Annotated in this window: 15 protein-coding genes; 7 read left to right on the top strand and 8 right to left on the bottom strand. The window is 67.0% G+C overall.

Features of this window, described 5'->3' with window-relative positions:
* Window positions 1–104: 104 nt before the first annotated feature.
* The 4 genes from J7024_RS03480 (at window position 105) to J7024_RS03465 (ending at window position 6,252) form a co-directional block, all read left to right on the top strand.
* Window positions 105–1,343, top strand: a complete 1,239-nt coding sequence (locus J7024_RS03480) for a polysaccharide biosynthesis/export family protein (protein ID WP_124826155.1) — start codon at window positions 105–107, stop codon at window positions 1,341–1,343.
* 58 nt (window positions 1,344–1,401) lie between these two features.
* On the top strand, window positions 1,402–3,666 hold the full coding sequence (locus tag J7024_RS03475) for a polysaccharide biosynthesis tyrosine autokinase (RefSeq protein WP_124826154.1): 2,265 nt from the start codon (window positions 1,402–1,404) through the stop codon (window positions 3,664–3,666).
* A 64-nt stretch (window positions 3,667–3,730) separates the two neighbouring features.
* The gene (locus J7024_RS03470; protein ID WP_234744794.1) at window positions 3,731–5,095 is read left to right on the top strand and encodes an oligosaccharide repeat unit polymerase; all 1,365 of its coding nucleotides are present in this window, start codon (window positions 3,731–3,733) and stop codon (window positions 5,093–5,095) included.
* A gap of 104 nt (window positions 5,096–5,199) precedes the next feature.
* Complete coding sequence (locus tag J7024_RS03465; protein ID WP_124826152.1) at window positions 5,200–6,252, top strand: acyltransferase family protein; 1,053 nt, start codon at window positions 5,200–5,202, stop codon at window positions 6,250–6,252.
* Window positions 6,253–6,313: 61 nt separating this feature from the next.
* Here the strand turns inward: J7024_RS03465 and J7024_RS03460 are convergent, their stop codons facing one another.
* Window positions 6,314–7,342: a glycosyltransferase family 2 protein gene (locus tag J7024_RS03460; RefSeq protein ID WP_234744793.1), complete on the bottom strand. Its 1,029-nt coding sequence runs from the start codon at window positions 7,340–7,342 to the stop codon at window positions 6,314–6,316.
* 593 nt (window positions 7,343–7,935) lie between these two features.
* On the opposite strand from J7024_RS03460, the gene J7024_RS03455 reads away from it, so the two are divergent.
* On the top strand, window positions 7,936–9,198 hold the full coding sequence (locus J7024_RS03455) for a right-handed parallel beta-helix repeat-containing protein (RefSeq protein ID WP_124826150.1): 1,263 nt from the start codon (window positions 7,936–7,938) through the stop codon (window positions 9,196–9,198).
* 60 nt (window positions 9,199–9,258) lie between these two features.
* Here the strand turns inward: J7024_RS03455 and J7024_RS03450 are convergent, their stop codons facing one another.
* Both J7024_RS03450 and J7024_RS03445 read right to left on the bottom strand, forming a co-directional pair.
* On the bottom strand, window positions 9,259–10,839 hold the full coding sequence (locus J7024_RS03450) for a mannose-1-phosphate guanylyltransferase/mannose-6-phosphate isomerase (protein WP_124897132.1): 1,581 nt from the start codon (window positions 10,837–10,839) through the stop codon (window positions 9,259–9,261).
* Window positions 10,836–11,408 carry a drug:proton antiporter gene (locus J7024_RS03445; protein WP_124826148.1) on the bottom strand — a complete coding sequence of 191 codons (573 nt, stop codon included), beginning with the start codon at window positions 11,406–11,408 and terminating at the stop codon, window positions 10,836–10,838. Before J7024_RS03445 ends, J7024_RS03450 begins: the two co-directional genes overlap by 4 nt.
* Before the next feature lie 302 nt (window positions 11,409–11,710).
* On the opposite strand from J7024_RS03445, the gene J7024_RS03440 reads away from it, so the two are divergent.
* Both J7024_RS03440 and J7024_RS03435 read left to right on the top strand, forming a co-directional pair.
* Complete coding sequence (locus J7024_RS03440; RefSeq protein ID WP_175750549.1) at window positions 11,711–12,952, top strand: glycosyltransferase family 4 protein; 1,242 nt, start codon at window positions 11,711–11,713, stop codon at window positions 12,950–12,952.
* 689 nt (window positions 12,953–13,641) lie between these two features.
* Entirely contained in the window at window positions 13,642–15,033 is a 1,392-nt protein-coding gene (locus J7024_RS03435; protein WP_175750550.1) for a sigma-54 dependent transcriptional regulator, read from the top strand.
* 60 nt (window positions 15,034–15,093) lie between these two features.
* On the opposite strand, the gene J7024_RS03430 is transcribed toward J7024_RS03435, so the two are convergent.
* The 5 genes from J7024_RS03430 to J7024_RS03410 are packed head-to-tail and all read right to left on the bottom strand — an operon-like array spanning window position 15,094 to window position 21,044.
* The gene (locus J7024_RS03430) at window positions 15,094–17,538 is read right to left on the bottom strand and encodes a glycosyl hydrolase 2 galactose-binding domain-containing protein (RefSeq protein ID WP_175750551.1); all 2,445 of its coding nucleotides are present in this window, start codon (window positions 17,536–17,538) and stop codon (window positions 15,094–15,096) included.
* A gap of 29 nt (window positions 17,539–17,567) precedes the next feature.
* Window positions 17,568–18,623 (bottom strand): DUF1839 family protein, encoded by a 1,056-nt coding sequence (locus J7024_RS03425; protein ID WP_124826145.1) that lies wholly within the window; start codon window positions 18,621–18,623, stop codon window positions 17,568–17,570.
* Entirely contained in the window at window positions 18,620–19,603 is a 984-nt protein-coding gene (locus tag J7024_RS03420) for an amino acid--[acyl-carrier-protein] ligase (protein WP_234744792.1), read from the bottom strand. The genes J7024_RS03425 and J7024_RS03420 overlap by 4 nt, the downstream gene beginning before the upstream one ends.
* Window positions 19,600–20,796, bottom strand: a complete 1,197-nt coding sequence (locus tag J7024_RS03415; RefSeq protein WP_124826143.1) for an acyl-CoA dehydrogenase family protein — start codon at window positions 20,794–20,796, stop codon at window positions 19,600–19,602. The genes J7024_RS03420 and J7024_RS03415 overlap by 4 nt, the downstream gene beginning before the upstream one ends.
* Window positions 20,793–21,044 carry an acyl carrier protein gene (locus J7024_RS03410; RefSeq protein WP_175717055.1) on the bottom strand — a complete coding sequence of 84 codons (252 nt, stop codon included), beginning with the start codon at window positions 21,042–21,044 and terminating at the stop codon, window positions 20,793–20,795. The genes J7024_RS03415 and J7024_RS03410 overlap by 4 nt, the downstream gene beginning before the upstream one ends.
* Window positions 21,045–21,078: the final 34 nt, after the last annotated feature.

The following is a 21,078-nucleotide window of genomic DNA, read 5'->3' as shown; positions in this document are numbered from 1 at the left end:
GGTGAAGAGGGAGGCGCGGCACTGCAATGCGAGCCGCGCTGCCAAGCGTAATGCGGGAACCGGTCGGGTTCGGCGGGTTACCGCACAGTTTCGGAAAGGCACGAATGTCAACCACCACGCAAAAGAGATCGACGCTCGGGACGCGATGGCCGCAGACGGCCGCCGTCCGTCGCGCGCCGTGGCTGTCGCTCATGGCGATCATCGCGGCTGCATGCGCATTGAGTGCGTGTGCGTTGTCGCCGGGCATGACGTATCGGGGGCCGGCCGAACGCGATGCGAATGCGCGCGTCAGCGCCGACGCATCGGGTTCCGGCGGCCTCGACGGCGTGCAGAACGTGTCGAGCGAGGATCTGATCGAGATCACGCCGGCACTCGTCGCGCAGCAACATGGCGTGCCGCAAGGCGTCAATGCCGATGCCGAAATCCGCCAGCTGTTCGGCAAGCCGCATCCGTACACGATCGGTCCCGGCGACGTGCTCGGCATCATCGTGTGGGATCACCCGGAACTGAACCTGCCCACGACCCAGATGACGGGCGGCGGCGCGGGCGGCGACGGTGTCGGCGCCAGCTCGGTTGCGACGGGCTACACGGTCGACGCGAATGGCAACGTGCAATTCGCGTATGCCGGCCTCGTGCACGTGGCCGGGCTCACCGAGGCACAGGCGAGCGCGCTGATGACGAGACGGCTCGGCGAATACGTGCGCAAGCCGCAACTCTCGCTGCGCGTGCAGGCCTACCGCAGCAAGCGTGTGTATCTCGACGGCGAAGTGCGCTCGCCCGGGCTGCAGATCGTCAACGACCTGCCGATGACGCTGCCCGAGGCGATCGACCGCGCGGGCGGCTTCACCGCGACGGCCGACCGCTCGCAGGTGTCGGTGACGCGCGGCGACAAGACCGTGAACGTGAGCCTGCCGGCACTGATCGCCGCGGGCGTGAACCCGTCGAACATCCTGCTGCGCGACGGCGACCTCGTGCGCGTGCGCGCGGCGAGCGACGCGAAGGTGTTCGTGCTCGGCGAGGTGTCGCGTCCGGCGACGCTGACGCTGACCGACGGCCGGATGAGCCTCGGCGAGGCGCTCGGCGACACCGGCGGCGTGAGCCAGTACACGTCGGACGCACGGCAGGTGTTCGTCGTGCGTCGCGGCCCGGGCAACCGTCCGCAGGTTTATCACCTCGACGGAAGTTCGCCCGCGTCGTTCGCGCTGGCCGACCAGTTCCCGCTCGAGCGGCGCGACGTCGTGTTCGTCGATTCGTCGTCGCTGGTGCGCTGGAGCCGTGTCGTCAACCTGCTGATTCCGTCCTCCGCGCAAGGCGCGCTGACGGCCAAGGCGATTTCGCCGTGACCTTCGCGGCGAATTCGTGATCGCGACCGTGCGTCGCGCCCTACGGGACTGATGCTGTATGACTTCTTCGACCTTGCCCGACCCGTTCGACGGAGCCGCCTTGCGCCCGTCCTCGCCGGTTCGCCGCTACTGGCGCATGCTGTACGGCAGCCGGCGGCTGATCCTCTGCACGGCACTCGCCGGTGCGGTCGTCGGCGCCATGTATGCGCTGTGCGCCGCGCCGGTCTACCGATCCGACATCCTGTTCCAGGTCGAGCAGAGTCCGACCGATTCGAAACCGACGGCGCCGACCGGCGATCCGTCGTCGGTATTCGATCTGAAGACCGACGCATCGACGGAGATCGAGGTGCTGAAATCCCGCGCGGTGATGGCGCGCGCGGTCGACAGTACCAACCTGCCCGTGAACGTCCGGCCGCACTACCTGCCGATCGTCGGCTGGCGGCTCGTGAGCGCGGCCGACGGTTTGTCGTCGCCGCTGCCGGGCGGTTACGTCTATGGCACCGAGCGCATCGACGTGCCGACCTTCGACGTATCGAAGCGATTGCTCGACAAGCGCTTCGCGCTGACGCTCGGCGATGACGGCGCGTATACGCTGCAGCGCACCGGCTTCTTCGGCAGGACGGGGCCGGTATGGCAGGGCCGGGTCGGCCAGCCGCTGCACGTCGAAACGCCGCAGGGGACGATCGACCTGTTCGTGCGCGACGTGGCGGGCAAGCCCGGTGCGCGCTTCGACCTGACGCGCTACGGCGACGAGGAGGCGACGACCTGGCTGCAGAAGAACGCGCTGATTTCGGAGCGCGGCAAGCAGTCGAACATGATCGGCGTGACGCTCGACGGCACCGATCCCGTGCACGACAGCCGCGTGCTGAATGCGATCGGCGATGCATACCTCGCGCAGAACACGCAGCGCAAGTCGGAAGCGGCCGACAAGCTGATCCGCTTCATGGATGCGCAGCTGCCGCAGTTGAAGGCGCAGCTCGAAACGGCCGAGAGCCGCTTCAACGCATACCGTGCGTCGCACGGTACGGTCAACACGAGCGACGAGGCGCTGGCGTTGCGCCAGCAGTCGGTCGACATCGAGACGCGCGTGCAGACATTGCAGCAGCGGCGCGAGGAGTTGCTGACGCGCTTCATGCCGAAGCATCCGGCGGTCGAGGCGGTGGATGCGCAGCTCGCCGACGCACAGCGTTCGCTCGATGCGACGCGCAAGCAGATCGAGCAGTTGCCGGCCGTCGAGCAGGGCGTGCTGCAGTTGCAGCGCGACGTGGCCGTCGATACCGCGTTGTACACGAACCTGCTCAACACGCGCCAGCAGATGATCCTGGCCCGGGCGAGCAAGACCGGCACCGTGCGGATCGTCGACGTCGCGAAGGTGGCGGAGGTGCCGATCGGGCCGCATCGCGGGATGATCGTCGTCGCGTCGCTGATCGTCGGCTTGCTGGCAGGCGCCGCGATTGTGGTCGTGCGCCAGCGTATCGCCGGCACGGTGGGCGACGCTGACGAAATCGAATGGTCGACCGGCTTGCCCGTGTTCGCAACGGTGCCGCACAGCCCGGCGCACGCGCAAATCAGTGCGCGTGCAAAGCGCGGCGCGAGCAGCGCACGCGCACCGGTGCCGACCGTCGCGGCGCAGGACGTCGCGCTTGAAAGCCTGCGCCATTTCCGCACCGAGCTGCAACTGTCGATGCGCGACGCGCCGAACGCCGTCGTGCTGATCTCGGGGCCGACGACGGGCGTGGGCAAGTCGTTCGTTGCCGGCAATCTTGCGTCGTTGATGGGCGCGGCGCGGCGACGGACGTTGCTGATCGACGCGGATCTGCGCAAGGGATCGCTGCACGAACGGTTCCGCTACAGTCGCGCGCCGGGCCTGTCGGACGTGGTGGCCGGCACGCACGGCATCGACGAGGCGATCCGCCACGGCGTGACGCCCGGCCTGGATTTCCTGCCGATGGGCAGCGTCGTTCCCGATCCGGGCGAACTGCTGCTGCAGCCGACGTTCGCGGCGCTGGTCGAGCAGGCCGCGTTGCAGTACGACATGGTCGTGATCGACGGGCCGCCGCTGCTGCCGGTCGCCGATGCGTTGCTGCTTGGGCGCCTGGCGGGCACCGTGTTCCTCGTCGCGCGCAGCGACGTGACCACGCGCACGGAGCTCGACGAAAGCGCACGACGGCTCGAGCATGCGCATATCGCCGTGCGCGGCGTGATCCTGAACGACTTCAAGGGCGTGCCGGGGCGATACGACTACGGATACAACGACGCGAGCACGCATCAGGCGATGTCGGGCTACGCCGACGCGATGGCGGCGCGACCGCCGGCGCGCTGAGCGGCGCATGCGTCGCTCCGGCGGCTTCGCGCGATCCGCGCATCGAAAGGATGGAATGGGCGTCATGAACAATCGGCCGGCAGCCGGCTTGCGTACGCAGCGACGACAGACCGGGCCCGCCCGCCGGGCCGCGGCGGCGCGCGCCGCGCGTGCGGCCGGGTATCAGGCCTACTGGTGGGAGGATCCTGCGCGGCTCGTGCTGATCTTCATCCTGCCGCTGTACGGGATGCTGTCGATCGGCTTGCTGGGCGACCAGAAGTCGATCGCGCGCATCTATTTCGACGGCTATTACGCGATTGTCGGTGCGCTGTTCCTGCTGGTGCTGATGGCGGCCGCCTGGTTCGCGTCGAACGACGCACCGGCCCCGCGCATCCCGGCCGACGAGCCGGTCGAGCTGTCGCCGCGCATGCTCGATTTCGTGTTCGCGCTCGCGCTGTTCGGCTACCTCGTCATGATGAGCGGCATTCTCACGCATCCGGCCATCCTGGTGTCGTATCTGCGCGGCACGGCCAACACGTTCGAGCTGATCGAACTGAAAGGGCGCGTGACGGGTCTGAGCACGTTCACGCAGGCGACCGCGCCGTTCGTCGCGCTCTATTTCTACGTATTCAGGACGCCGGTCAAGGGGCTGAACCGCTACAAGATCTATCTGGCCGTGCTCACCGTGCTGACGCTGCTGCGCAGCTTCATCTTCGCGGAACGGCTCGCGATCATCGAAGTGGTGTTGCCCTTCGCGCTGATGGTGGTCCGGTTCCGCTTCGGCCGTCCGGGTTCGCGCTCGCGGCTGCTGACGCTCGGGCCGTATGCCGCGATTCCGCTGCTGCTCGGGCTGTTCATCGCGAACGAGTACAACCGGTCGTGGGAAACCTACTACATCAATATCTACGACAACATCTTCGATTTCGCGCTCGAACGCCTGGGCCTGTACTACTCGACGTCGCTGAACAACGGTGCGGGGATCCTGAGCGTGCTCGGCTGGGACAGCGGTCACCCGATGTTCACGTTCGACTGGCTGCTGCATTTTCCGGTGGTCGGCTCGATGGTGCAGCCGTGGCTCGACTCGGGCGACCGGCTCGACCTGTTCCTGAACAGCTATGCCGACCCGGAATTCAACAATCCGTCGGGGATCTTCGTCCACTTCTACGAGTGGGGCTGGTTCGGCTTGCTGAATGCGGCGTTTTCCGGCTGGGTATTCGGGCGTGGCTACGCGGGCTGGCGAAGCGGCAACGGCTTCTGGTGCTGCGCGCACGCCGTGCTTTACGTGTCTCTTCTGGAGATACTACGGATTCCGAATCTGTTCAGCGGGCGGAATTTCGTGCCGGTCGTGCTGCTGATCGTCGTATTCCAATGGTTCTCGAAACGAGCGCGGCCTGTTGCGTCGGCGCGCTCGCGTGTCGCGACGGTGCGGGCAGGTTCCGATATCGTCTAACTGTCGTCCAGCCCACTGTTCTTCCGGGCAAGCGTGGCTACTGTGTAGCGATCCTCACTCGTTGCCGACGCGCGGGCTTCGACGAAGCCGCGCATCGAACAGACATGACTGCACGCGAAACCACCCTCGACGCGGCACGCGGCGCAGGGATCATTCTTGTCGTCTACGGCCACGTGCTGCGTGGCGCCGTCGGATCGGATCTCGTACCGGCGGGCCTGCCCACGACCTTGCTCGCGTGGAGCGACTATGTGATCTATACGTTCCACATGCCGCTGTTCTTCTTCCTGTCCGGATTGCACGTATGCAGCTCGCTGCGTCGCGCGCCGGAGCGGTTCATCGGCGCGAAGATCAGGACGATCGCCTATCCGTATCTGCTCTGGTCCGTTCTGCAAGGCGGCGTGCAGATCGCGATGTCGTCGCACGGCAGCAATCATCCGTTTACGCGGGACGACCTGCTCGCGATCGGCTGGCGGCCGTTCGCGCAGTTCTGGTTCCTGTATGCGTTGATGCTCTGCATGCTCGCGGTGTGGCTGATCGGACGCCATGTGCCGACGCTCACGCGCGTGCCGATGTCTGCTCGCACGCGCGGCGGGCTGCTTGCAAGCGCGGTGCTGGCGCTTGCGATCGGCGCGACGACGCAGTGGGGCATCCTGTCGACGACGCTGATGAACTGGCCGTTCTTCGTGGCCGGCATCGTTGCATCCCGTGCATTGCCGGGCTGGCTCGAGCGCTACAGCCAACCATGGGTGAGTGCGGTGACCGCGGCGATGTTCGTCGCGGCGATCGCATTTGCGCACGGTCAGGGCAGTGCCACGAGCGTCTGGGCCATTCCTGCCGCATTCGCGGGCATCGCGTTGCTGCTGCAGCTGGCATACCGGCACGCGTCGTTTCCCGCGCATACTGGCTGGCTGGCGATGGTCGGCTATGCGTCGATGCCGATCTACCTGATGCATATTCTGGCGATGGCCTGCGTGCGCATCGTGCTGATGCGCGCCGGCATGACGAATCTCGTAATTCACCTTGCTCTCGGCACGCTCGTCGGCGTCGCGATCCCGATGGCTGCCTATCTGGTCGCGTTGCGCATGGGCATCGCCGGCATGGCCGGGTTTCCCGCATGGCCCGGGCGCGACCAGGCGATTCGCGCGCAGACGACATGAGGGCACCGGAGCGGTCCCGCTTGATTCGTACCGGAACGCTATCCGCCGCGCGCGACGACGTTCAACGCGCGCTGGCCCGTCGATCGGACTGCCCGCGTACCCGGGCAAGCGGATTGGCGAGATAGCGGATCGCGCGGTCGCTGAGTGTCGTCGACGGCAACAGGCACGCGAGCGACAGCCCGGCAACGACGATTTTCTTGAATGGACGCCAGAACGGATTGCGCAGCACGGTGTGCCAGTAGCCGCCCGATTCGCACAGGAACCAGCGCCAGCGGCGCGCGAATGGCGCGCGATAGAGCGTGCTCGCGAAACGGGCCTTCTCGATCGCGAAGTCGAACGGCGCGATCGGTAGCGATTCGTGCAGCCGCGTGCCTGCCAGCGTGCGCAGCGTGGCCCAGCGACGCCGCGCCTTCAGCGCGCCCGTGGCCGCGTCTTCCGAATTGGCCAGTGCCAGGCCCGACGACGCCGGCCGATGCACGCGGTAGCCGCCCAGCGTTGCATCGATCATGTGGACGTCGCCCAGCAGCGCGATTCCGTAGATCGCGTAGAAATCGGCGCCGTGCAGGTTGTCTGCCGTGACCGGCACGGGAAAGATGCGCTTGAGGGCATCGGTCCGGTACGCGTTGCCCGACGCCGGCGGTGACGGATACAGCCAGCCCTTGCGCAGCAGGCGCCCGCAATCCGTGTCGACGATCGATTGCGGCACGGTGGCGCCGGTCGGCATCCCATCCGGAGCCACCACGTCGAGCCGGAAATGCACCTTCACGAACTTGCCGGATGCGAACGCGTCGAGCACGCGGGCAGCCGCGTCGGCGTACAGCAGGTCGTCCGCGTCGAGCAGCAGCACGTACGGTGTCGCGACCTGCTCGATCGCGCTGTTGTACGCGGCGACCTGGCCGCCGTTCGTCTGGAAGATTGCCGTGATGCGCTCGCCGTACGAGCGGATGATGTCGCGTGAGTCGTCGGTGGAGCCGTCGTCGATCACCAGTACGTGGATGTCCTGGACCGTTTGTCCCAGCGCGGAATCGATGGCGGTGCGCAGGTATGCGCCATGGTTGTAGTTGCAGATGGCAATCGTCAGGTCTGTCATGAGCACCTTCGGGCAGGCTGTGTTCGGACGATCCGGTTGCCGATGGGGGCATGCGTGCGGCATCGCCCGGAAACGTGCGTGATATCGGGTGGCAGCGGCGGCTCGCGTCTGCCCGGCACTTCTACGGCTCCGACCGTATGGGTCGACGCACAGGCAATCGGCTTCGGCATGCGCGGGCCGGTGAGCACAATCGCCCGCCGAAAGCACACGGCGCCGCATGCGCATTCGCGACAACCCGGAATCGGCGGCCGGCAGCGATTTGCCCGGCATGCAGGCGCCTGGACCCATCGCCATTCGCGTCACGTCGGATAGCGGCTCATGATAGGCGCGCTACAACGCAGACTCTGTTCGCGAACCTACCATTCGCGGATTCGCCCGTCTTACCCGGCGCAACGGCCCGCCGAGTTCGATGCAAGTCTGCTGGCGCACCGAAGCCTGCCGGATCGAATGCTCTAATCAGGCGCATCGTTTCGCTTGTTCCAACGGGCCGTGGGCTGTCCCGCGACTGGCGGACGTGATGGGCTGCCGCCGATTCGCGCAACACGGGAATCGTGGCGCGGCGGCCATCTTCTGACCCGGGGGAACGACTCGATATGCACAGATTGCGATGTCTGCCCGCTACGTGTGCGGTACTGGTCGTCATGTTGACGGCCGGTGGCGTGTCGTGGCCGGCGCTCGCCGTGGCGGCGTCCGGAACGTCCGCACCTGCAGCACCTTCCGCGAACTTCCCCGACGCATACGTTCACCCCGCATCCGACGCGGCCGATCAGACCGACGCGTTGCAACGCGCACTCGATGCGTTGCAGCCGGGCCAGCGGCTCGTGTTTACACCGGGGCGGTACACGGTCAGCCGGTCGCTGATCGTACGACAGCCCCGCGTCATCGTGTCCGGCTATGGTGCGATGTTGAACGCCACCGTTCCCGACGATCAGACGATCGAAATGCGCGGCGACGGCACGACGATCGTCGGATTCCGGCTGACGGGAACCGGTACGACGCGCCTCATGAATCCGGAGTCGACGAAGATCGAAGTGACGGGGCGCGACGTGCAGGTGCTCGACAACGTGATAGACGGCGGTGGCGGCGGCATCTTCGTGTTCGGTGCAACGGACGTCGCGATCGTCGGCAACGAGGTGATGTCGACGCTGGCCGACGGCATCCACATCACGCATGGTTCGCGCAACGTGCTCGTGCGCGGCAACGTCGTGCGCGGCACCGGCGACGACATGATCGCCGTGGTGAGCTATCGCGAGGACGGCGTGCCGAGCGGCAACGTGCTGATTACCGGCAACTCGCTGGAGGGCAACCCGTGGGGACGCGGCATCACGGTGGTCGGCGGCGAAAACGTCACCATTTCGAAGAACATCGTGCGCAACGTGCAGGTGAGTGCCGGGATTCTCGTCGCGCAGGAGGACAGCAGCCGGACTTTCGGCGCGTCCGACGTCCGGGTCGAGAACAACGTGATTACCGACATCCAGACCGCGACGGGCCGGGTCGATCCGCGTCCGCTCACGCAGCAGGCTGCGATCGACGTCAGCACGTGGTCCGGTTCGGTCACGCGGGTGGCCGTGATCGGCAACCGCGTGTCGCATGCGCGGTTCGACGGTATTCGCTTGTGGGGAAACGTGTCGGACGTCCGGCTCGAACACAATCAGTTGTCGGAGATCGGCGGAATGCCGGTGCGCATCGGTCCCGCGCCAGGTTGCGCGGCGGACCAGGCGACAGGCGTATCGTGTGCCCCGGCGCGCCAGCCGCTGTCGGCTACGGCCGATGCGATCGGCGCGGATGCGTCGCTGCTGCCGCGTGTACGCGAGTCGCTCAGGCGGCCGCGGTGGTCCCAACGCGGGATCGACTGACCACGTGCGCGAGAGGCAGTGCGGCGGTATGCCGAGCACACAGGCGTGCCCGGCGCGCGCTCACCGGACGGTCTCGCGCTCCGCTCCTTCGTCGCGCGGCTCGCGCGCGGCGCGTGCGGTCGCCGGCTTCGGCGGCAGCGTCTGGACGACGGTGCGGCCGTACTGATCGTCGAAGCGGACGATGTCGTCCTCGCCGAGATAGTTGCCCGATTGCACCTCGATGATTTCGAGCGGAATCCTGCCCGGGTTCTCGAGTCGATGCACTTCGCCGACCGCGATGTACGTCGATTCGTTCTCGCTGAGCAGGAATGTCTCGTCGCCGCGCGTCACCTTCGCCGTGCCGCGCACGACGATCCAGTGTTCGGCGCGGTGATAGTGCATCTGCAGCGACAACTGCCTGCCCGGCTCGACGACGATCCGCTTCACCTGGAAGCGCTCGCCGAGATCGATCGAGTCGTAATGCCCCCACGGCCGCTGGACCTTGCGATGTTCGCTGGCTTGCGGGAGCCTGTCGATCTTCAGGCGCTCGACGATGTTCTTCACGCGCTGCACGTCGTGCTTGTTCGCCACCAGCACGGCATCGGCCGTCTCGATCACGACGACGTCCTTCATGCCGACGCAGGCGATGAGCCGGCCCTCGGAGCGGACGAAACTGTCCTGCGTGTCCTCGAACACGATCGGACCGCGCGCGACGTTGCCCTGATCGTCTTTCGGCATGATTTCCCAGATCGCGTCCCAGGTGCCGATGTCCGACCAGCCGGCCGCGAGCGGCACCACGATGCCCTCGATGCCGAGCTCGGGGTGGTCGGTCAGGCGTTCCATCACGGCATAGTCGATCGAGTCGGACGGGCACGTGTCGAAGGCCGCCGCATCGACCCGGAAGAACGATTCCTCGGCGACGCCCGCGCGCCAGGCGGCCTCGCACGCGGCGTGGATGGCCGGCGCGAGCGCGCGGATCGCCTTCAGCCAGACCGACGCGCGCGTGACGAAGATCCCGCTGTTCCACCAGTAATCGCCCGAATGCAGGTAGCGCTCGGCGAGCGCGACGTCGGGTTTCTCGACGAAGCGGCCGATCGAGTAGCCGCCTTGTCCGCCGAGGTGGCCGGTGCGTTGCGCGCCGACCTGGATGTAGCCGTAGCCCGTTTCCGCGCGACGCGGCAACACGCCGAGCGTGACGATCGCGCCTTCCTGCGCGTAGCGCGCCGCGCGCCCGATCGCGTCCTGGAAGGCCGCGACATCGCTGATGATGTGGTCGGCCGGCATCACCGCGAGCACCGGATCTTCGTCGAGCGCGCTCGTATCGAGCGCCGCGAGCGTGAGCGCCGGCGCAGTGTTGCGCGCGGCCGGCTCGAGCAGGATGCGCGGCGGCGCCGCGCGGCCGGCGACCTGCGCGGCACTCATGATGCGATGCTGTTCGCCGCAGACCAGCAGCAGCGTATCGCCGAGCGACGCGTTGCTGATGCCGTTCAGGCGGCGTGCCGTCGCAGACAGCGGCGATTCGTTCGAGATCAGTTCGATCAACTGCTTCGGATGGCACTCGCGCGACAGCGGCCAGAGCCGTGTGCCCGAGCCGCCGGCAAGGATCACGGGCAGAATGCGCGGCAGGTCGGGTTCCGGAACCGGGAGAAGGGTGGGGGTCATCGATTGACTCCGGTATCGGTGGGAAGTCGGTTGTGCGCGCGGCTGTCGGTGTCGGGCCCGTGCGGCGCCGATGCGACCCGGGACAGCAGGTTGCGCAGTGCTCCGGCGGTACGGTCCACCGGGCGGATCAGGCCGATGAACGGCGTGCCCTGTTCCAGATACGGTCCGTAGGCCTTGCGGAATCCGAAGCGTTTATAGAACGCGTGACGCGGCGCCGGTACATGCGTACGCACGGCGACCTCCGGCCATGCAGCGTGCGCGGCGGTGAGCGCGCGTTCGATCAACCGTTCGAGCGTATCGTCGTCGCGACAGGCCTCGCTCGTGAGAACCTTGTCGATCACGACTTCCGGATCGATGTCGTCGCCCGGCAAGAGGCGCGCGTAGGCCGCGATTTCCACAGTGCCGCCGTTGCGTACGCGCGCAAAGATGTGCAGGGCGTCGGCGTCCTTTCCGTCGATGTCGAGATGCGTGTGGGCATCCTCGACGACCAGCACCGCGTTGCGCGCGCGCAGGATCGCATACAGATCGACCGAGCTCAGATGTTCGAATTCACAACAATGCCATTCCATGATGCCGTCCTCGCGTGATGCCCTCAGCAGGCCGTGTCGCATGGACGCGTTCGTTCAGGACGTCACGGCTGAAGACATGATGCTGACAAGCCGCACGCCGGTCTGTTCGAAAGCGCACTCAGGCTTTCGGTCATGCGTGCGCCGCAACAGTGCGTGCGACGCATGCCGGGAAAGAGCAGGACAGTGTGTGGTAGCACACATCGGTGCCGCGACCGCCTTTTCATAATGGGCGGGTTGGAGCAGCCGGCGCGATGCACGGTCTGCCCGACGCGAACGTGAATGAGAATCCGGGGAGGCGGTACTTGAAGATTGCGATCGTTCACGACTGGCTGGTCGTGCAGGGCGGCGCCGAACGCGTGCTCGAACAGATGATCGACTGCTTTCCGCAGGCTGACGTCTACAGTCTTGTCGATTTTCTCGAGGATCGCGCGTGTCTGCGCGGTCACGACGTCCACACCTCCTTCATCCAGAAGCTGCCGTTCGCGCGCAAGCACTACCGCAGCTATCTGCCGCTCTTTCCGCTGGCGATCGAGCAGTTTGACCTGTCGGGCTACGATGTCGTGCTGTCGAGTTCGTATGCGGTCGCGAAAGGCGTGTTGAGCGGACCCGACCAGTTCCATGCGAGCTACGTGCATTCGCCGGTGCGCTATGCGTGGGATCTGCAGCATCAGTATCTGGACGAGGCCGGCCTCGCGCGCGGACCGAAGTCGGTGCTCGCGCGTGCGCTGCTGCACTACATCCGCAACTGGGATGCGCGTTCGGCCAATGGCGTCGACGGCGTGATCGCGAACTCGCGCTTCATCGCGCGACGCATCCGCAAGGTTTACCGGCGCGACTCGACGGTGATCTATCCGCCGGTCGACGTCGACCACCTGTCGCTGCGTACCGACAAGGAGCCGTTTTACCTGACTGCGTCGCGGCTCGTGCCGTACAAGCGCATCGACATGATCGTCGACGCGTTTTCGCGCACGCCCGAGCGCCGTCTTGTCGTGATCGGCGACGGGCCCGACATGGAGAAGATTCGTGCGCTCGCCGGGCCGAACGTCAGCCTGCTCGGCTATCAACCGTTCGACGTGCTGCACGATCACCTGCAACGCGCGCGCGCGTTCGTGTTCGCGGCGGAAGAGGACTTCGGCATTTCGCCGCTCGAAGCACAGGCATGCGGGACGCCGGTGATCGCATACGGGAAGGGCGGTGTTTGCGAGACGGTGCGCGCATGGCCGGGCGAGCGCGCGACGGGGCTGTTCTACCGCACGCAGACGGCCGACGCACTGCTCGACGCGCTCGCACGCTTCGAGGCGTTGCCGCGCGGCACCTTCGATCCGCATGCGTGTCGCGGCAACGCCGTGCGCTTCGGCGCCGCGCGCTTTCGCGACGAGCTCACGCGCTTCGTGACCGAGGGTTATGCCGCATTGCAGAACGAGATGGCGATGCCGGTGGAATGCCTGCCCGCGGATGGGGATGCGGACGGCGAACCAGGCGTCGATACGGACGAAGCGGACCATCCGGACGACCGGCGCGGCGCTGCCGCGCTGCGTACCTGAGCCGTCTCTGCCGGCCGGATCGTAACGGCGATGTAACAGACGGCGCGGCGAAGGATGCGACCGTCGCCATATTAGGGCGACCGGCCCGGAGCCATTGCCCGCCAAACCGTATGGCTAGCAGGGTTTTGTGTATATTTAGGCGACGTATGTTGGCAATGAGAGACGTCAATCGTGAGGAAAGGTTAGATTTACCACCGACGAACGGGAATCGTCGTAGATAATCAAACGACAGTCTTCAAAGCGCGGTTTCGCGAGTTTCGTCGGCGGCGTAATTGAATGATTCGGGGCTTACTTTTTGGTAACAGAGCCACTCGAAACGACGTGTAAGTTCAGGAGCGGAAGAAATGAGGCGGCCATTCCGGGTGCGGGTTGGCGGCCATCCGGTTCGGCATCGGGCGGGGCTGTCGTGTACGACGCGACGCAAATGCGGACGGAATTCGCGTTTGCCGACGTGCTGGTTTGAAGGTGCGTCGCATGAAAGCCGGAATGCCGTGGCGCCTGGCGCCGCGCATTCCCTTCGAGTTCGATGAATACGAGACCGGATGACGTCCGGCTCGATTTCCTGGGGCTTTAGCCGTGTGTAATTTCGATCTTCGCCCAAGCTGTAGAAACGCAGCGCGGATTGGCGGCCATGCACCGCCGGCACCGTGCGCGAACGGTTCGCGTAGTGGAGAAAGTGATGGTTCGTTATGAATATGCCAATAACGCGCGATAAGAGCGCCGGCGAGGGGAGAACTAGCGGGCCGCGTCCCCTGATTTACTGGACGCAGACGCCGTCCGTCATGCTCCGCAAGGAACTGGCGCGACGCGACTGGAAAGTGTCGATCGTCGCGCATGCCAGCGAGTTGCGCGACACCTCCGGTGAAATCACCTGCGGCATCCTCGACCTGAGCGGCGGCCATGCCGATGCGATCGGCAGCATCGCGTCCACCTGCGCATCGATGCGCGACGTCGTCTGGGTCGCGCTCGTCGAGGCTGGCCAGACCGCTTCTCCGAACGTGCGCGCGCTGTTGCGCGACTACTGCTTCGACTACATCACGTTGCCCGCGTCGCACCAGCGGATCGCCGATACGGTCGGTCATGCGTATGGAATGGAATGCCTGTTCGCGCGCGACCGGGAGCGGCTCGAATCCGAGGAACACGGCATCGTCGGCACCTGCAGCGCGATGCTGCGGCTGTTCGATACGGTGCGCCGCTTCGCGCGCACCGACGCGCCGGTGTTCGTGTTCGGCGAAACCGGAACCGGCAAGGAGCTGACCGCCGTCGCGATCCACCGGCATTCGGAGCGACGTAACGGCCCGTTCGTCGCGGTCAACTGCGGTGCGATCCCGTCGCACCTGCTGCAATCGGAACTGTTCGGCTACGAGCGCGGCGCCTTTACGGGTGCGAACGCACGCAAGATCGGCTACGTCGAGGCCGCGAACGGCGGCACGCTGCTGCTCGACGAAATCGGCGATCTCCCGCACGAGAGCCAGGCGAGCCTGCTGCGCTTCCTGCAGGAGCGCTCGATTCATCGGCTGGGCGGCAGCGATCCGGTGCCGGTCGACGTACGGATCGTTTCGGCGACGCACGTCGATCTGCGCGAAGCGATGGAAGAAGGGCGGTTCCGTGCGGACCTGTTTCACCGGCTTTGCGTGATGCGCATCGACCAGCCGCCGCTGCGTGCGCGCGGCAAGGACATCGAACTGCTCGCGCATCACATGCTCGAACGCTTTCGCGGCGACGCGCGTCATCGCGTGCGCGGCTTCTCGACGGATGCGATCACCGCGCTTTACAAGCACGACTGGCCCGGCAACGTGCGGGAGTTGATCAACCGCGTGCGCCGCGCGGTCGTGATGACGGAGGGACGCCTGATCACCGCGCAGGATCTCGAGCTCGAATACTGTCTCGACGCCGCGTCGCCGTCCGTCGCGGACATCCGCAAGTCGATCGAGCGCGAAGCGATCGAGACGGCCTTGCTGCGCACGCGCGGGCGCGTCGCGGCTTCCGCGCGCGAACTCGGCGTGTCGCGCGCGACGCTGTATCGCTGGATGGAAGCGTACGGAATCGAACGGCCGCGCGGCACGGGCTCGTCCGACTGACGGGCGCGCCGCGCTGCTGCTGCGGGTGCCGCGGCGGTCGCGCCGGCCAGGGCGGCCGCGTCAGTCGGCCGGTGCGGCGCGCACGGTTCGCACCGCGTTGAGCGCGCGGATCTCGACGATCGGCGGCGTGCCGGCCGTCGCCTGGGCGCCGGGGTTTTCCAGCGGCACCAGCGCGACGCGGGCCGGCGTGCCGGGCGCGAGATGGAACCAGTCGTCGCGCGGGACGAACCCCGGTGCATCGATCTGAACATGGCGCGCGACGTGACGCGTGTCGATATCCACGTGCCACGTATCGCCGGTGCGCGAGACGCACGCTTCGATCCCGAGCTCGCGCCGTGCGAACACGGCGGGATGCGTGCGGGACGGGAAGTAGAACGCCTGCGACAGCAATGTGTCGTCCTCGGCGCGCAGTGTCGCGACGACGGTGTCGTGCTCGCACGGCCCGAATCGATACGCGCAGGTCCAGTCGAAGAAGCGGCCGAGCAATTCGGCCGAGCCGAGCCGCACCGCATCGTGCGCGGCAATCCGGACCGGGCAGCCGGCACGCGCGACCGGCGTACGGCCGTCGCGCAGCGCGACCAGCTCGACGGTGGCCGACAGCGGCGCCGGCCGTTCGTTGAGCACGTGCATGTCGAGTCCGTTCAGCCCTTCGTCGACGAGCAGCACCTGCACCGGCTGAAGTACCTGGCGCAGCGCATACCAGGCCGATTTCGGCCGATGCGTCGCATCGATCAAGCCCCATCCCGCACCCGGCATCACGTCCTGGAACTGCCAGACGAGCGCGCCGGCGCAGCGCGAACCGGCACGCCGCCATTCGGAGAACGTGTCGCGCATCACGTCCGCGATCGCCGCGCGCGACAGCTCGAAGTAGCGCAACGGGTCCTCGCGCCGCAGGCGGTCGGGCGACACGTCGTACAGCGTCTGCAGGTAGTGATCGCGAATGTCCTCGAAATCCCACGAGGTGCCGGGATCGCGCGGCACGGCCGCCTTCCAGCGAGGCTCGTGAATGCCCGGCCAGCCGAGGCTGTCGAGCATCGCGTTGTCCGGCACGTTCGCGAACGCGAGGCATTCGCTCGCGAAGCGCACGTCGGCGCGGCGCGCGTCGTCGAGCGGGCGCAGATACGCGCCGACGCCGTAGTAGTGCGACACGCGCTCGCGCGGCACGAACGGCAGCACGCCGCCGTCGGGCGTGTCAGGCACGTAAATTGCATCTGGCCGCCGTGCCGCCGCATGTCCGGCGAGGCGCTCGGCGGTCAGTTCGACGAAACGCTGCTTGGGACCGAGGCCCGACATCGCCGCCTGCTGTGCGATTTCGCTGCCGCCGCACAACACCGCAAGCGACGGTGATGCCCGGTGACGCGTGAGGAACTGTTCGGCTTCACGGTCGATGGCGTCGGCGAATGCGTCATCGGCCAGCGCATAGTCGAAGTTCGCAAACATGAAGTCCTGCCAGACCAGCAACCCGAGACGGTCGCACCACGCATGGAACGCCTCGGCCTCGTAGGTCATCGTGCCGCCGACGCGAATCATGTTGAAGCCTGCGTCGCGCGCCATCCCGAGCAAGTGGCCGTAGGTCGCGTCGTCCGCATGCAGCGCGAGCGGTGCAGCGCTGCTCCAGCATGCACCGCGCGCGAAGATCGGCACGCCGTTCACGCGCAACCCGAATCCCTTGCCGTCATCGCCGGCGTCCTGCTCGATCGTGCGGAAGCCCGTCGCGCCGAGCGGTCGCTGTTCGGCGCCGATGTGCAGCGCGATGTCGTAGAGCACCGGTTCGCCGTGCGTGTGCGGCCACCAGCGACGCACGTTGGGTACCGCGACGGTGGCACGCAGCCGGTCGGCGCCGCAGCGTTCGAGCGTCGCGTGATGTTCGCCGCACGACAGCCGGGCCGCGAACGCGTCGGGCAGCGGCGCGGCGAACGCGAGTTCCGCGTCGAGCCAGCCGGTGTCGCCGTCGATGCGCGCATGCAGGTCGCAATGGACGAGCACGGGGCCGTGGGCCGGGTCCAGTACTTCGACCGGACGCCACGGGCCGGTCGGCACGCAACGCGGAAACCAGCCCGGCATGTGCCCCAGCAGCGACGTGCGCACGGTGCGCAGCGTCGCCGGTTCGGCAAGCCGCGTACGCCAGCGCGCGCGGCGCGGCGCACGCACGTCGCGCAGGTGCGGTGCGAGAGCGCGGAAGCAGACGAGCAGCCGGTGCGTACCGTCGAGCGACACGGACACGTCGTGCGTGACGAACATGCTGTCCGATCGCAGGATCGGCGTGTCGTCGAGCCACGCTTCCGCCAGCGTCGCGAGGCCGTGAAAGCGCAGCACGCGCGGCCCGTGTCCGCGCAGTTCGATGCGATACCAATGGTCGTGCTCGTCGTGCGATGCCACGTCGTCGGGGCGGCCGGCCAGCGTGAGCGCCTGGGCGACCGTGCCGGGCACGGGCGCCGCGATCCATTCGGCGGCAGCGGGTAGGTCGCGCGGCCCGCGGGCGACGCCCGCGGTCGTTGCGACCATCGACCAAGCGGGCACGGTGCGCTTGCGCGTCACCGCATCATCGGCACGGGTGCCGCGTTGACGCGAACGGGCGTCGCGGGCTGCAGCGGCGGGGCGATCTGCCGTGCGCCGTCGACGAGATCGGCGTAAGCCGCTTCGATCGCGTCGAGCGTCGCATCGCCGCGTTCCTCCTTGCCGCGCGCGCAGGCGCGCGCGAGCCGGAATTCCAGCACCATCGCCTCGGACGCAATGCGATCGCACGCGGCACGGATGTCGGCGAACGGGCCGACGCAGCCGCTCGCCTGCAGCCAGCGCGCGTAATGGCCGAACAGTTCGAAGTTCGCGCCTAGCTGGCGCACCGAATTGAACGAGTACGCGTGGAAGCGTTCGAGCGGCGAATCGGCAAGCGATTTCGCATCGGACTGCAACTGCCGCCGGAATGCCGCGACCGGATTGACGACCGGCAGGCGGCGCAGGTGCCGCTGCAGCGAGGCGAGCGACGCTTCGCACAGCGAGCGTTCGTCGAGCGGCGTGAAGCGTCGTTTCGCGCATTCGACGTACGGCGGCAGCGGCATCGGCGAACTGCCGCCGACGAGCCCGTTGTAGTCGAAGTCCTCGGCGACGTAATAGCCGCTGTTGTGGAAGTAGCCGATCTGGCGCCGGGTGCGATCGATCGCGTCGATGCCGATGGTCGTCTTCGTGTGCTGCGTGCGGTACGCGCTGCCGCGCGTGTCGGGCAGGAACCACGCGTCGACTTCGACGATCATCAGATGACCGCGCGCGACCTGCGTCTCGATGTGCTGTTCGAGCGGTTCGTAGATCGAGTGTTCCTGCACGACGATCCCGTAGAGCCGCTCCAGCTCGTCGTGCGGAAACTTGAAGAACGTGAACTGGTCGCCCTCGAAATCGAGCGCCACCGTAAACGGCAGCGCCGCATACGGATTGAGGCCCCACCACCGGAGCACCTCGAGCCACATATCGACGTAGCAGTTGGTCTGTTTCCAGACCATCTCCTGACTGTGCAGCGGGTGCGGCCGGTAGTGGCGTGCGCGGTGGCGCACGTCCTCGAACGACGCTTCCTGGCCGTCGCGGGACACGAATTTCATCGCGTTCCCCACAGCACGTCGCACACGTCGGCCGGCCAGGCTTCGATGTCGAAGCCATGGTGGCGGAACAGCGCGAGCGTCAACCGTTCGAGACCGAAGCCGACGCAGCCGGTGTGCGCGACGTCGTTCGTCGCGGTGCGGATGTCCCACAGCATCCCGAAGTGATCCATATGGTAGTTGAAGCTCAGGCACGCGGTCTGGCGGCCGTCGTGCTCGATCGGGATCAGCAGCTCGAACTTCAGGTTCTGCTCGCGCTGGCTGTTCGCGACGATCTTGCCGCCGCGTCCGAAGAACGGATCGTTCGCGAGATCGATCGTGTTCGGCAGGCGCAGCGCCTCGATCATGCGCGTGCCGCGCTCCATCCACGTTTCGCGGAACGCGACGATTTGCTCGGGCGTGCCGATGCGCACGTATTCGCGCATCCGGAACAACTGCATGCGGGTCGGGTCGAGCGACGGTTCATGCCGGAAGCAGTACGAGAACACATCGAAGATCCGGCCGTCGTCGGGCAGTGCGCCCGCGCGCGCGACGACCGGGTAGACCGGATAGCACGCGGCCGGCGTCATCACGACGTAGGTCGGCTTCTGGCTTTCGGTCCAGTCCTCGCCGCGATCGAGGCACTGCAGCACCCGCTGGTGCCGCTGTTCGTCGCCGCAGAACGCATGCACGCTGCCCGCGAGTTGCGGGAAGCTCTTCATGTACTCGCTGCGCTCGAACTCGGTGCGGCTCATCGCCGGCGGGAAGCGCAGGACTTCGGCCTGCTGGTCGGCACCGAGGCGCGTGACGAAGGCGTCGAGCGCTTCGACGACGCGCTCGAACCGTTCGCTGCGGCCGAACAGGCCCTGGATGCCGGTCGACACGAGCAGGCCGGCGTCGATCAGTTCGTCGCGCAGCGGGTTGACGCCCGCGCGGTCGAGCGGTGCGTCGGACGGCGCGGAAGCGGTGGAAGCGGCGGGGGGCACGGAGAGGCGATCGTTCACGAGTGTTTCTCCAGCGTCGCGGGACGCAGTGCGAGCAGCAGGCTCGAAGTGTTGGCGGCAATGCGGTCGTTGCTGATCATCAGCGGCGCCGCGTGCAGGTCGCGCAGGTGACGACCTATGCTGAACGGCGTGCCGTGCTTGTAGCCGGCCATCCCGCAGATCATCATCGCCTGTTGCACGACCTCGAGCGCGGTCGACGACACATAGGTCTTCAACGTATTGATTTCGGCGGCCCAGGCCATGCTGGCCGACCACGAGCGGGCCGATGCGCTGGCATGGAGACGCAGCACGTTGTCGACGCGGGCCTGCATCGCCTGCATCAGCGCGAGCGATTCGGCGATACGACGCGACGCGGGCGACGGCGCGCCGTCGGTCTGGCGCGCCTGCGCCCGGAAGAACTGGTGCGCGCGATGGAAGGCATCGCCGGCGACGCCGATCCATACGGCGGCCCAGAGGATGTGCGAAACCGGCACCATGGTCTGTTCGGCGATCTGCGCGAACGGCACCGGCAGACATTGCACGGTCGCGCCCTGCGCGTCGAGCACGAAGCCGTTGCTGCACGTGCCGCGCATGCCGAGCGTGTCCCATTCGCCCCGGCGCGTGAGCGTATAGCCGTCGCGCAGCAGCGTGACGAGCACCTGCTCGGACGCCGGCGCGTCGGCGTCGCGTCGCGCGGTCGCGAGGATGCCGTCGGCGTAGTCGCCGTACGAGATCGTCGGTGCGGACTTGTGCAGCCGGAATTCACCGCCGTTGCTTTCGATTGCGCACTGGCTCGCGCGCAGGTTGCCGCCGACGCCGTCTTCCGACGTCGCCGAGGCGAGCAACCACTGGTGCCGCACGAGTTGTTGCAGGAACAGCTTGTGCCAGCCCTGGTCGGCCGCGTGGTCGACGATGCAGGCAACCTGGATCTGGTGCATCGCGAACACCATCGCCGACGACGCACAGGCCTGACCAAGAATCGAGCATGCCGATGCGACGTCGGCGAGCGACGCGCCGGCACCGCCGAGGTGGGTCGGCACCATCGCGCTCAGCAAGCGGCGGGCGCGCATCGCTTCGATCGCCTCGACCGGGCAGCGCGCGTCGCGATCGACGGCATCCGCGTGCTGGGCGGCGATTTGTGCGACGGCGCGCGCGGCCTCGTCGAGCCGATGCGCTTCGTCGTCGGCCGCGAGTTCGGGAAGCAGCGTGCTCATGCGGAATGCTCGGCGCGTTGCAGGGTGGCGATCGTTTCCGCGAGCGCATCGACGCTGCGGAACAGGTTGCGGTTCAGCATCTCGTCGGGAATCTCGATGTTGAACTGCTTTTCGATCGCGAGCATCAACTGGATCGTATCGAGCGATGAAAGGCCCGCTTCGTAGAGGTCGTCCCCGTCACCGATCGAATCGATCGCGGCTTCGAGATGGGCGACGTGCTTGAGGATGGTTCTGATTTCGTTTTTCACGTGCGGCTCCGGCGTGCGTGGTGTCGTCCGCGCG

This window comes from Burkholderia sp. WTPI3 (genome assembly GCF_021483755.1).
In the GTDB taxonomy this organism is placed as follows: Bacteria; Pseudomonadota; Gammaproteobacteria; order Burkholderiales; family Burkholderiaceae; genus Burkholderia.
The sequence above is the reverse complement of the archived record's forward strand: the minus strand, read 5'-3'. Positions and strand labels throughout refer to the sequence as shown.